Annotated in this window: 11 protein-coding genes and 1 pseudogene; 11 read left to right on the top strand and 1 reads right to left on the bottom strand. The window is 46.4% G+C overall.

From position 1 onward, the window contains the following. Positions 1 to 72 precede the first annotated feature (72 nt). Positions 73 to 1,275, bottom strand: a complete 1,203-nt coding sequence (locus CEF13_RS19835) for an ROK family protein (protein ID WP_102713265.1) — start codon at positions 1,273 to 1,275, stop codon at positions 73 to 75. Between the two features lie 296 nt (positions 1,276 to 1,571). Between CEF13_RS19835 and CEF13_RS19830 the strand changes: the two genes are divergently transcribed. The 11 genes and pseudogenes from CEF13_RS19830 to CEF13_RS19785 all read left to right on the top strand — a co-directional run bounded on the left by CEF13_RS19830 (position 1,572) and on the right by CEF13_RS19785 (position 13,447). Beyond that, positions 1,572 to 2,183, top strand: coding sequence for a chromate transporter (locus CEF13_RS19830; RefSeq protein WP_208414282.1), 612 nt, complete (start codon positions 1,572 to 1,574; stop codon positions 2,181 to 2,183). Positions 2,184 to 2,195: 12 nt separating this feature from the next. Beyond that, positions 2,196 to 2,735 (top strand): chromate transporter, encoded by a 540-nt coding sequence (locus CEF13_RS19825; RefSeq protein ID WP_102713261.1) that lies wholly within the window; start codon positions 2,196 to 2,198, stop codon positions 2,733 to 2,735. Positions 2,736 to 2,769: 34 nt separating this feature from the next. Continuing rightward, on the top strand, positions 2,770 to 3,762 hold the full coding sequence (locus CEF13_RS19820) for a formylglycine-generating enzyme family protein (protein ID WP_102713259.1): 993 nt from the start codon (positions 2,770 to 2,772) through the stop codon (positions 3,760 to 3,762). A 180-nt stretch (positions 3,763 to 3,942) separates the two neighbouring features. Beyond that, positions 3,943 to 4,833 carry a glycoside hydrolase family 43 protein gene (locus CEF13_RS19815; RefSeq protein ID WP_243864282.1) on the top strand — a complete coding sequence of 297 codons (891 nt, stop codon included), beginning with the start codon at positions 3,943 to 3,945 and terminating at the stop codon, positions 4,831 to 4,833. A gap of 33 nt (positions 4,834 to 4,866) precedes the next feature. After that, positions 4,867 to 5,493, top strand: coding sequence for an SGNH/GDSL hydrolase family protein (locus CEF13_RS19810; RefSeq protein ID WP_102713255.1), 627 nt, complete (start codon positions 4,867 to 4,869; stop codon positions 5,491 to 5,493). Positions 5,494 to 5,805: 312 nt separating this feature from the next. Beyond that, positions 5,806 to 7,812 carry a GxGYxYP domain-containing protein gene (locus tag CEF13_RS19805; protein WP_166742676.1) on the top strand — a complete coding sequence of 669 codons (2,007 nt, stop codon included), beginning with the start codon at positions 5,806 to 5,808 and terminating at the stop codon, positions 7,810 to 7,812. A 184-nt stretch (positions 7,813 to 7,996) separates the two neighbouring features. Continuing rightward, entirely contained in the window at positions 7,997 to 9,187 is a 1,191-nt protein-coding gene (locus CEF13_RS19800) for a GntR family transcriptional regulator (protein ID WP_102713251.1), read from the top strand. Between the two features lie 312 nt (positions 9,188 to 9,499). Further along, positions 9,500 to 9,824: pseudogene (locus CEF13_RS29715) on the top strand (transposase); the annotation flags it as partial. A gap of 207 nt (positions 9,825 to 10,031) precedes the next feature. Next, positions 10,032 to 10,988: a carbohydrate ABC transporter permease gene (locus CEF13_RS19795; protein ID WP_244917102.1), complete on the top strand. Its 957-nt coding sequence runs from the start codon at positions 10,032 to 10,034 to the stop codon at positions 10,986 to 10,988. Between the two features lie 3 nt (positions 10,989 to 10,991). After that, positions 10,992 to 11,918: a carbohydrate ABC transporter permease gene (locus CEF13_RS19790; protein WP_102713247.1), complete on the top strand. Its 927-nt coding sequence runs from the start codon at positions 10,992 to 10,994 to the stop codon at positions 11,916 to 11,918. A 95-nt stretch (positions 11,919 to 12,013) separates the two neighbouring features. Continuing rightward, positions 12,014 to 13,447 carry an extracellular solute-binding protein gene (locus CEF13_RS19785; RefSeq protein WP_102713245.1) on the top strand — a complete coding sequence of 478 codons (1,434 nt, stop codon included), beginning with the start codon at positions 12,014 to 12,016 and terminating at the stop codon, positions 13,445 to 13,447. Positions 13,448 to 13,449: the final 2 nt, after the last annotated feature.

The following is a 13,449-nucleotide window of genomic DNA, read 5'->3' as shown; positions in this document are numbered from 1 at the left end:
TTTGATCTGTGCTAACGGACATCAGATCCGTTATATCAGAAATCATAAGGTTTTTTGATGGAGCTGCGGATATTAAATCTCCATCCCTCTCCATATCATCAAAGCGGAGCCGGTGACAACGGCTTCTTCCTTAAGCTCACCCTTCGAGAAGGAGGGCTGATGGTTGGGAAAATAATACGAGTTTTTCTGAGCAATTTCAATTGCTGTTTGATAGAACTGTTCACTGGAATTGACCAATACGCCGCCGAGAATGATTTTTTGTGGGTGAAAGACATTGATGAGGTTAGCGAGTCCGATCCCGAAATAGACGGCAGACTGCATGAATAGTTCACGCGCGTAAGGGTTATCTTGAGAAAATGCGTGCAGCAGCATATCGTAATTAATTTTCTCAGGAGAAGTTTGGCCAATGTTCAGCATATCCGTTCGCCCAAGCTTGGCGTGGCTTCTAGCCTTCGACTCCAAGGCTTGTACGGAAACGAAAGCTTCTAATGCACCGTAATTTCCATGATCATGCAGCCTTGGACCGTCCATTTGGATAATCATTTGACCGATGGATCCTTCCATGTCGATTGATCCATGTACAATTTGACCGTAGGACATCATGGCTGACCGAAGACCAACACCTGCATGAACATACAGCATATGCTGTAGATTTTCACTTCGCATCGCCCATTGTTCACCGAGCAATGCGGCATTCGCGCCGTTCTCCAGCTGGGCTGGAATGCCTGTTTCCTCTTGAAGAATGCTGCATATAGAGACGTTATTCCAGCCTGAAGCGGGAAAATTCAAAGGCTGAAGAATGATCCCCTTCTCGCGATCGAGCGGACCTACAGCACCGACTCCAATCCCGATCACGCGGCTGCGGTCAATATTATGGTCAAGCAGAATGGAACGTATATTATTAGAAACGTATTCAACGAATTGATGAGGAGTCATAGCTTCATCCATTCGCCAGCGAATGAGAGATTTGGGATTCATTTTCATATCAAAAAAACCGAGCGAGGAATATCTTCTGGATATTTCCAATCCAAAAAAATAGCCGTAATCGGGATTGATTTCATAAAGAATCGGTCTTCTGCCTCCGTTTGACGGGCCGAGACCGGACATAATCAATAATTTCTCCGCTACCATTTCGTCCAGAAGCCGAGTTAGGGAGCTGCTAGTAAGTGAAAAGGCAGCTAGTAATTCCGCTTTCGAGACAACGCCTTGCTCTGCAATGCGATTATATAGCTGTTTCTTGGAAGAGGGTATTTTGTTTAATGATGGGTTACTCATCTTTCTACCTCTTTTTCCGATTGAAGTAATGGGGATTATTCTTGTTCTATTATATCGTAAGTCCATACTGGTTCGCTACTTCTTAGCTTGGCAGGAATTGAAATGTTCTGTTCCAAGAAATACATATCTCAATTAAATCCAAAATGAATTTAACTAAGTGTAAATATGGTATTGGAATACAATAAGATAGTCGTCAGCAGAACGAATTCATATATTTTTAGTGAAATATGAAAATCTTTATTTCAAAATGAAATAAAGATGATATACTATAAGTAATTGAGTAGAGGAGGAATATGATGAACCTCGAACATTGGAGTAAATTATGGCATTTATTCATTATGTTTCTTAAAATTGGCCCCGTTACTTTCGGCGGCGGCTATGCGATGATTCCTGTTATTGAGCAAGAAGTTGTTGAGAAGCGCAAATGGCTTGAATCCAAAGATGTCGCAGATGTATTTGCAGTTGCCGGGTCCGTACCAGGGGCAATCGCGATTAATTCAGCGACTTTTATAGGTTATCGGATTGCTGGTGTCGCGGGTGCTATTGCTGCTACTATCGGAATTTTGCTCCCGACCTTTTGTATCGTTTTAGCGTTCTCAATCTTTTTCTTAGGAATGAAAGATAATCCAAAGGTTGAAGCAGCTTTTATATCCATTCGCGCGACAATTGTCGCATTGATTGTTTATGCAGCCTACAAGACGGGGAAGACAGCCATAATCGATAAAGCTTCCCTTCTGCTAGTGCTTACTACCGTCGCCCTTATGTATTTCACTCATAACCAAATTCATCCGATTCTTCTCATTTTAGGCGGAGCAATCGCAGGTATTGTAATCATTGGTATACGTACAAGGCTCGGACGTAAAACAATACTTCATGAAAAAGAGCAAGTCTATGATTATATGATCTAATGGGGAGTTGCCATGCTAATCGAATTATTTATTACCTTTTTCTTAATCGGTTTAGTTTCATTCGGGGGCGGCTATGCGATGATTCCATTAATTCAGGAGCAGATCGTCAATCAACATGGCTGGATGGATCAGCAGCATTTTATTGATACGATTGCCATTGCGAGTATGGCGCCCGGTCCGATTGCGACCAATATTGCCGTTTTAATCGGATATAATGAGAAGGGACTATTAGGTGCGGTTATCGCGACAATGGGCACAGTGCTGCCCTCTGTTATTATCATTCTCATTTTAGGTAAAATTTTTTATAAAATTCAGGATCATTCTTTGGTGAAATCGTCCTTTTATGGTCTACGTGCGATCATTACTGGTTTGATTATTTACACAGCGTATATGTTCGCAGATACAAATGGCATGTTTGCATCAATGTCCTGGTACACTTGGAGTCAGATCCTCATTTTTGCAGGTTCGCTCGCTGCATTTATTGTATTCCATAAGCACCCTGTTTCGGTTATTATTCTATCAGCACTAGTTGGTATTGCTGTGTATAGTTAAAGGAAACAATTTGACATAAGAGGAGAATGAAGCGTTGGAACAGAAAAAATCATGTTGTGCAGCCAGCAGGGAGCAAGCTCAGTTCGATAGTACGGAGCGGTCTACTCATTTGTCTACCGCTTCTGCCACCCCTGTCTCTAATCATAAAACGTTAGAACAATTGATAGCGCTGCCTGGCGGTCAGTTTGATATGGGAACCGATTCGGCAGAAGGATTTCCTGCAGATGGCGAGGGTCCTGTCCGAAAAGTGACACTCGCGCCCTTCCGAATCTCTCCTTATGCGGTGACGAATGAGGAATTTCAAGCGTTTGTTAAAGCGACAGGCTATGTGACGGAGGCGGAAAGCTTCGGATGGTCCTATGTATTTCATTTGCTTGCTTCTGATGAAACGAAGGAGAAAGTAAAGGATGTCCCACAGCAGGTCCCGTGGTGGTTAGTAGTTGAGGGAGCTTACTGGGCGAAGCCGGAGGGCCCGGATTCCAGCATAGAAGAACGAATGGATCATCCCGTTGTACATATTTCTTGGCAGGATGCTGAAGCTTTCTGTGGGTGGTCCGGCACTAGACTTCCGACTGAGGCTGAGTGGGAATTTGCTGCAAGAGGAGGACTCTCTCGGAAAACGTACCCGTGGGGAGATCTGCTTAAACTAGACGGCAAGCATATGTGCAACATATGGCAGGGCAAATTTCCGGTCAAAAATAATGCAAGCGACGGTTATATAGGAACAGCGCCTGTTCATGCCTATGAGGCCAATGGCTATGGCCTTTATAATATGTCAGGAAACGTATGGGAATGGTGCGCGGATTGGTTCAGCCCCGGCTATCACAGACAGACATCTTCAAATAATCCAAGATTTGTGCAGCCTACCGGCAGAAGGTCCATGAGGGGCGGCTCTTATTTATGTCACCGTTCCTATTGCAACCGTTATCGGCTGGCAGCGAGAAGCTCCAATACGCCGGACAGCTCGACAGGGAATTGCGGGTTTCGTGTAGCTGCGGATATAGAAGCTATCCCATCGCAATCATAAAAGCTTAAAAATGCAAATACGGAAGGCAATCCTCTTGATCCTTGTGATCGAGGGGATTTTTTATATAGCGATTACATAACAAGGAAAAAATGCTTTTGTGCAGAATATATATTTTATAATTTAATGCAAGTCCGCTTCCCACATAGCGTTTATACTTACACCTTAAGGAGTTGTTCCATTTTGAAAGGGATTACAAATCCGATCGTGCCGGGATGGTACGCGGATCCTGAAGCAAGAACGTATGAAGGCAAGCACTGGATTTATGCGACACGTTCCTATACGGAATACACGCAGCAGCTGAATTTGGATGCTTTCAGCTCGGAGGATCTGATTCATTGGGAGAAGCATGAAAGCATTATAGAGATGTCGGACTTTCCATGGATGTGGAGAGCGGTATGGGCGCCTACGATTATTGAGCATAGGGAGAAATATTATCTCATTTTTGCAACGAATGATATTCAAACCGATGATGAGATCGGAGGCTTAGAGATTGCGGTGTCTGATCGTCCGGAGGGCCCGTTCAGAGGCTATTTAGGCAAACCGCTCATTGATCGTTTCATTCATTCTGCCCAGCCGATAGATGCCCATTTGTTTAAAGACGAGGATGGAACCATCTATCTCTATTACGGAGGCTGGCGTCATTGCAATGTAGCTAGAATGAACGAGGATATGACGGGATTCGTTCCGTTTGCCAGCGGTGAGACGTTTCTATCCATTACACCAGAAGGATATGTAGAAGGGCCGTGCATGATCAAGAAGGACGGGTTGTACTATCTGATGTGGTCGATGGGAGATTGGGTGAATGGTTCTTACCGAGTTGCGTATGGCGTAAGCGACAGTCCTTTGGGACCTTTCGAGAATAAGGGCACAATCCTTCAACGTCAGGAACCCATTGCGGAGGGACCTGGCCACCACGGGTTCCTTCATCTGCCTGATGAGGATGAATGGCTCATCGTTTACCATCGGAGAGTAATTGGAGACCAAGAAGCTGGCAATCGGATGCTGTGCATAGATAAGATGGTTATATCGGATGGAGCAATACAGCCTATAATAATGACGGATGAATGGTAATTTTGAGCAAATAAATAGAGGAGATGGACAGACATGACAATGATTGAAGATGGAGCTGTAGTATTATTTCAAGGTGACAGTATTACCGATTGTGGCCGGAATTATGATGATTATCATAGCTTGGGTCATGGTTATGCGCTGTTTGCAGCAGCAGCATTCGGCCGCAAGTATCCGCATAAGAACGTCCAATTCCTAAACCGGGGAATTAGCGGAAATCGTGCCGTTGATCTGGAGCGCAGGTGGGAAAAAGATTGCCTGGAGCTGAAGCCAACTTGGGTTTCTATATATATTGGCATAAATGATACCTGGAGGCGTTATGACAACGGTGATGCCACTTCTGCGGATGAGTTCTACCAAAGCTACCGCAAGCTAATACTAGATACGCGAGACCGTCTTGACAGCAAGCTGATCCTCATCGAGCCATTTGTTCTCCCGGTTCCAGAGGAACGCAGAGGCTGGCGTGAGGATCTGGATCCTAAGATTCAGGCGGTACGTGATCTCTCTCGTGAGTTCAAGACATTGTACGTTCCGCTCGATGGTCTGTTCGCCGCAGCGAGCTCTAATACGGAGCCTGCATACTGGGCGGGAGACGGTGTTCATCCTTCGCCTGCTGGACATGCACTTATTGCTGAAGCGTGGCTGCAAGCTGTGAAGGCTTAACCGATGATATGAAATGGAAGGGCTGTCCCTAAGGTGAATAACCTTTGGAGACGGTCTTTTTTTGTACGTGATGTTTTGCCGTTCTATCGAAACGGGCTTCTTGATTAAATATATTGATCATTATTAATATATGTTATATGATGATCAGGAAATCGTTTCCTGTATTATATAGTTATTGTGGGAGGTGAATTTTTCAGTTACCCCTAATGAACGAAATGTTGAGAATGAAGGAATATACCGGATCGACTATAGAAATCAGGCTGCGGTAACGGTAGACCGCTATGCCTTGAGATGAAGACAGGAGGAGAGACAGTGAAACAGAAGGCCGGAGGAAAGATTGCTCTAAGTCTTGTCTTAATTGCGGCCGCGCTTACAGTCTATTGGTTTTGGCCGCATAAGCAAGAAGGTATAAGCTGGCCGAAGAATCAGGCTTTGCCCACCTTTGCCGCACCGTCGTCGATGCTGGATCTTGTTAGTCTCGACATCAAGTTGGCCTTTGAGGGGGAAGATCCCGCTTATGGGCATGAGACAGGCAAGGCGGACGGGGATGGCTGGCTGGCCGAGGTTGGCAGCGACTCTCCCGGAGAATTAATCATGGATGCTAAGTCCATTATTGGCGTTCCGACCGGAGAGACAAAAGCAGTATTTCGCATGAGCATCGATAAATTTGCGGATGAGAACGGAGTCGTTGCCAAGCTGGAGGTCCTCGATCAGACTAAAGGAGAGGATTTGGGCAGCTTGGACGTTAGCAATTGGGATTTTGATCAAGAAAATGCTTCCCAGAGCTTTGAGATTCCTCTAACAGCTCCAGGCGAGGAAAAACCGATTGAAATCCGTGTCACCTGGACAGGGAAGTCAACCTTGAAGCTGTATGGTGTCGAGTTCTCATCCCCGATGAGAGCTGATGAATCAGCTATGTTCGAGACGCTCAAAGGGGTCGTTAATAAGTCGAAACCGCGCATCTATGACAAGGATAAGTCGGGGACGTACTGGCTGGATGCTCTAGGGATGGAATATGTGGCTGTTAAGGATAACTGGAAGCTTATGGAGAAGTATCATGCGGAAATCAAGGGGGTTGTCGTGTATGATCCGGAGGTTCCGGATACCTACAACCTGGCGACAACGATCGCTGGCTTGAAGAACGCCGTCGTTGCCTCTCCCTCCCTGTTGGAGAAGCTTACGGGCGCCCCTTACCAGCTGCCTGTCCTTGAGGACCTGCGGGGGAAATTCAGTACGAACATTGAGGTGTACAATCATCTCTATGACAAGTACTGGTCCAAGACGACTCATCGTGTTCTTGTTGGCTTGACCCCTGACCTGAAGACGAACTTGCGTGAATATGCCATAGGCATTCAAGCGGCTGTCGTCTGGCTAAATCCGGCCGTGCCCGAAGAGGAACAATTATTGAACAAGTTCATGAAAGATATGCCCTATGGAAGCGGTCTCTATCTCGGTTGGTGGCCAGATGAAGGAATAGGAGTAAGCAAAACCTCGGAATTCGGGCTTGCCACGGTGGCTGCCGATTACTCTTCCAACTTGTCCGTACTGAGCGGAACGTCCAGAAAAATTACACCGCCGCCGAAGCCTCCTATGAAACCTCCGCTGGAGAATAAGGTTTATGTGACCTATATCTTGAGTGACGGCGACAACCTGCAGTACATGGAAGGAGCCTTCAAAGAGTTCTGGGCTTCGCCGAACCGGGGAGAAGTACCGCTAGGTTGGACGGTTTCGCCGCTGATGGCAGACGCTATGCCGGGAGTGCTTGATTATCTTAACCGAACCGCCACGGAGAATGACGTTCTGGTTTCGGGTCCAACAGGTATGGGATATACTTATCCTAATATGTGGAATGATCCGAAAGGGTTGGATCTCTTTTTCTCACGTACGAATGAGTATATGTCGCAAAGCGGCATCAGGGTGCTTACTGTATGGAATACCGTAAATGGGGTTACCAATCCGAATGTAGGCGAGAGCATAGCGGCTCATGCTCCTTCGCTTCTGGGCTTTACCTCGCAAGGGAATTCTGGAGTCATAACCGTATACAACAACTCTATGCCCGGCCAAGAACTCAATAAGGGCTATGGCTCATCTGAGGGGGATCTTATATCCCATGTAGAGGAAGCAATGAAGAAATGGGACCGAAAGTCCCCGCTCTTTGTCGGCATTCAGGCCAATCCTTGGGAAGTTCCTTATCAGAATTTCATTAACGCTGTCAATTATTTTAAAGCTGACAAAGATATCGTCATTGTAAGGCCGGATATTTATTTTGAACTGGTCAGAGAACATAATGGCTTGCCCATTGAACCAACTGCCCGCTAATAGGATAGCGACAGCCCGCAACTTTATTCTCTTCTTTGTTTGCGGTATCAGGCAGCAAGTTCGATCTCGTTCAGCTTGATGGGCGCTATAAGCGTCTGTCAGGCTTTTTTCCATGAGTTCATTTGACTAAAAGATATAAATGATATATTATCTTCACAAATCCATCCTAGGGAGTACTTAATCGATGCAAAACGATCGTTTACCGCTTTATATGCAAATTCAGGATTATTTTAAAGAGAAGATCATATCTCATAAATTGAAGGTGAATGATAAAATTCCTTCCGAAAAAGAGCTCATGGAGCAGTTCCGGGTCAGTCGAATTACGGTTGCCAACGCCTTGGTTCAGCTTGCCAAGGAAGGGTGGATCGATCGGATTCCGGGTCGGGGAAGCTTTGTGAAGGAAGTGGCTGCCGAAGTGAAGTCCGGCATGACGGATTCGCTCTTTGCTTCTGCGCCGGATGAGCGGCAGCAAGGAAGCTATATGGCGGCAAGGGAAAGAGGGGCTGGGGATCTGCAGAAGAAAACAGTCGGAGTCATCATCCCGACACTTGTGGATTTTTTTGCCCTTCGCCTTATTACAGGGATTAACGAGGTTCTTAAGGCGGAAGGGTACCATTTATTTATCTCCCTTAGTAACAACTGCATTGAAACCGAAAAGAAGCTGATTCTTGAGAGCCTGGCGAACGGAACGTCCGGTCTTATTATTTTCCCGAGCGATGCGGAAACGTATAACGAGGAGATTATTGCGTTGAAAATGTCGCATTATCCCTTTGTTCTAATTGATCGCAATTTGGCTGGAATAGACACTAACTTTGTATGTACGGACAGCATGAATGGGACAAAGCTGGCTTTGAATCATCTGTGGGAGCTGGGTCACCGCGAGATCGCCATTTGTTCGGATACGCCTCTGCCTACCATTACTGTGAGTGATCGGATAGCTGGTTATATGGAAGCCTTGATGCAGCATGGGGCGATGATTAATCCTGCCATGATTCTGACTGATTTCCAAGTGGATTACTCCAGCATTAGCGAGGATCATCCGCTATTCCGGTTCATCCGAAACCGGATGGCAACCGCGTACATTACCCTTAATGCGCGCCTCGGGATTTATATCTCCACTGTTGCCAAGCAAATCGGGCTGAAGGTTCCGGATGATATTTCCATTCTTACGTTTGATAATCCATCATCCGGTTATGACGAGTTCGGAACCTTTACCCATATTTCCCAATCGGAGACTTGTATGGGAAGACAGGCGGCAGAGATTCTGATGAAACTCCTGGAAGAAGGCGAACCTGCATCCAAGTACAGCAAAGTCGTCCTTCAGCCGGAGCTTGTTGTCAGAGCCTCGACAGGAGTGGTCAAGACGACCGTATAAATGAAATGCGCGAAAGAGGGTGCCCCAAAAGCCATATGCTTTTGGGACACCCTCTTCTATTTATTTGATCTGCAAAAGTTAACGGACACAGGTGCCCTTATTTGCTGAAAAAACGACTTTTCGAATTGTTTACGGACCTCAGAGCACTTATTGGCTCGAAAAGTCCCAATTATGACCCGATCCAAGCGAAATAACGGCTCTCATGTCCGTAAATTTTGCTTTTACATCTAATTCACTCATATAACGTACCCCATGTCCGTAACTACTCGTTCAATGATCTTATATGATCCTACGCCATCTTATAAACGATCATCGAGTGGATATGAAATCCGACATCTTCATTACCGTAGCGTGAGCAGTGAAGGGTGTCCAATGAAGGCTGCATATACGAAGGCGCAAGGGAATCGAGAGATTCGGGTCAGTTTGAACTATATACGCTACAAGCAGCAGGCGAGGGAAAAGCTACGCGGCGAGGAAGGTAAGGTTATGCGCTGTCGGTGAGACAAATGATTGAACCCGGAAGTGTATTCGGGCAGATAAAGAATAACCGGGGGGTTCGGCGTTTCCTGCTTGCTGCTTGCCTAAGGGGAGTCTGGAGGTCGGATGGCTCTCGCTTGCCCATAATCTGATGAAGTAAGCAACCATAGACAAAAAAATAGCCGTACAGGAATAGACGCCCTGTACGGCTATTTTTTCATGTTTTTCAACATTTCGGTTCGAAGTGAGCTGTCTCTTCAGCGAACCTCATGCTTTTGGGATACCCTCTTTTTTTATTTCATCATTGACTGAATAAATAATATTTATTATATTTAATAGTGCATATATACATGGAGGAGGGGAAAACGTGGAACAAACCGTGCCTTTGGAACATCCTATACGCAAAACGAGATTTAAACGGCTTCTTGTCAGGCACCGAGATGCTTTTATCGCTGCTGCCATTCTTGGCCCAATGATTTTCTGGTGGCTTGTTACATCCGGCTTTCCAACCTTGTTTGGTTTTGTTCTCGGTTTTTTCGAGTGGATCGGCATTCAAGGGAATCCAAAATTTATCGGGCTGGATAATTACATTCGCTTCTTCCAAGATCCGCTATACTATGGAGCCTTATTGAGATCGATATGGATGGGGGCTTTGGTTAGTATCACAACGCTTTCAGCAGGCTTCGGCGCGGCACTGCTCATGAACATGCCCTTGTTCGGAAAAGGTGTATATCGGTCGATTTGGTATATTCCTGCAGTGACGTCAACGGTGGCGACGACTCAAATTTTCAACTTACTGCTCGATCCCAATAACGGAATGATTAACAATTTCATTAAATCCATGGGTTATGAACCGATCGTATGGCAGTTTTCCGTCCCTTGGAGCGTATTCTGGATCGTCGTTTATTCCGTTTGGAAGGGGGTCGGAGGAGCGGCGCTGATCTGGCTGGCCGGTCTTCAATCCGTGGACGTGACGTTGTATGAAGCCGCTGATATCGACGGCGCAGGCCGCAGGCAAAAGCTCCGGCATGTGACGATCCCTGGTTTGAAACCGATTGCAACTTACATTATCATTACCAGTCTGATCGGCGCCATCCAGATTTATGAGCAGGTCATGTTCATGACTGGCGGCGGACCTTACGGCCAGACCGAAGTTCTTGTGTTCCGGATTTACCGTGATGCCTTCTGGGATTTCAACTTAGGAATGGCAGGAGCCTCATCATTGGTTATGGCGGTCATCGTATTTACGGTCACAACAATTTATTACCGCCGAACAACTCGTTCCGACCGCAGAATGACTATTCCTCTTAAGAAGGTGAAATAGACGATGGCTTCTCCTATTGTTCGATTGAAACCTGTACGGAAGGCAAATCCACTCCACTTCGCAGCACATGTCGTACTTCTCGGGGTCGGCCTAATCCTATTGTACCCTTTGTTTTTCATGATTTTGGCTGGTTTTTTTTCGAAAGAAGAATTCAGCATGACTATTCTCCCGTTTATTCCGATTCCGAATAATCCGACTCTGATGAACTATAAAACCCTCATTTTTGGATCTGTAGACTCTTCAACCAGCACTTATATTTTGAATTCGTTATACCGGACCTTGTACAACACGTTTTGGGCCTTGCTTACTTCTTTTCTGGCAGGGTATGCGTTTGCCCGGCTGAAATTCAAGGGCAAGGACGGGTTGTTTCTGACTTTGCTTGCCACTCAGATGATTCCGGGCACCATCGCCCTTATTCCAACGTATCTCCAGCTCGCCCGTTGGCCTTATGCCAATGGTAACGATATCTTTACCGGCGGTACGGGAATTCTCAATACATGGTGGGTGTATTTAATCGGTGGTCCCGCCATCAACATCATGGGGATGTTCCTCGTCAAGCAATCTCTAGAGAAGGTTCCGATTGAATTGGACGAAGCGGCCAAGGTGGATGGAGCAGGAACGCTGCGTCTGATCTTTCAAATACTGCTCCCACTACAGCTGCCGATTCTGGCCTTTGTCGCTATTACAACGGCACTTGGAACCTGGAACGACTTTGCAACCCCGTTCTTCTATACGTCAAGCGACAGTCTGCAAACGCTTCCTTCTGCTATAACGAGGATGTCTTCTGCGGCGATCGGCCCTGTAGGCACACCAAATTATCCGATGATGATTACGCTTGGGCTCGGGACGACTCTGCCAGCGCTGTTAATATTCTTTTTCTTCCAAAAGTACATCGTTCAAGGCTTAGCCAGCACAGGCATTAAAGGATAATTTGAAATGCTATATTTAAAACATATTGAATACATTAAAGATATGTGATATGTTTTGTTAGAAATAATCATGATCTAATATTTGGAGGGGAAAACATGAGACAACGCGCAATGGCTGCCTTGATGGCAATCGCTTTGATCGCAGCCAGTTTGATTGGCTGCAGCAACGGGGGCGACACAAAAGCAAGCAATAGTCCGAGTAACAATACTGGAACCACTGTCAACCCACCGTCTCCAACTCCGGCAGGTTCTCAAGTTTCCACGATTACGGTGCTGACAGAAGGAGCAACGAACGTAGGAACAGGGAAGCTGGGCGATCTGCTGGCTCCGAAGGAAAAGGAACTAAAAGGAAAAGAAATTGATACGGCCTACAAACCGGGCAGCGTTTTCCCTACAGATGCATTCGGCCTGCACTATCAAACGATTATGTACAACAAGATGAACGAACAAAATATTGAAGTCAAAATGGAAGACTGGGGCTGGGGAGAAGCATTGATCCAGAAGCAGACCGCCGGATTTCTAGCGAAAAACACGCCGGACATTATCGTGGGTGAAACCCAGATGCCTGGATTTGCTCAACAAGGACTGCTTGAGCCCTTCCCTGAAGACATGGCAAGCGAGATTCGTGAGAATGTATCGGATGCTGCTTGGAAGCCGATGGAATACAACGGTAAAATCTACGGCATCGCCGCGCAGCCAGGTGTCAGCAGCCTGTTCTGGAACAAAGGGCTGGTTAAGCAAGCCGGCCTCGACCCCGACAAAGCACCAGACAGCTGGGCGGAACTCGCTGATTTCTCTAAGAAAGTGACGGAAGCAGGGAATGGCAAGTTTTACGGCGGCGGCGTTTATGCGGGAGCCAACTTCGGAGGCTATCTTCGTTTCGGCGCGCTGATGATGATCAATGGGGGCAGCTTTGCAACGGATGGGCTGCCGGCTTTCAATAGCGAGCAGAACGTGGAGACAGTGAACCTGCTTCGAGAACTGAACGGTGACCATCCTCCAGGCCTGATGGTGAATAAAGACGAAGGGGCTTACTTTGACGCTTGGTACAAAGGCCAGTTGGCTTATATCATTGACGGTCCGTGGCAATCACAGCAGGCGAGAGACAAAGGAATCGACGTCGGCATGGCTCCGATCCCGCTCTCTCCGAACGGCAAAGCGGGCAATATAACGATTGGAGCAGCTTTCCATTCTGTAACGAAAGATTCTAAAAATAAAGAAGCAGCGTTCGAATACATTCGCGCAATGTACAGCAAAGATATCCAGCAGCTGATCGCAGACTCCAACGTTCGATCGCCTATTCTGAAAGAAGTGGCGGAATCGGACGATTACAAAACCAAGCATCCGGAACTCTATGTGCATTATCAAGCGATGTCGGGTAATGTACAGGGACTACCTACTTTTGCGAAGGAGAACTCGAAAGCTTGGCAAATGTTTGGCGATGCAGTGGTCAAATCGCTGATGACCAAAGGCGACGTCAAGGCGATTCTCGATGATGCCCAAAAAAGAGCAGAAGCAGTTACCAAATAAAT

The sequence above is a fragment of the Paenibacillus castaneae genome, assembly GCF_002884445.1.
GTDB lineage: Bacteria > Bacillota > Bacilli > Paenibacillales > Paenibacillaceae > Pristimantibacillus > Pristimantibacillus castaneae.
The sequence above is the reverse complement of the archived record's forward strand: the minus strand, read 5'-3'. Positions and strand labels throughout refer to the sequence as shown.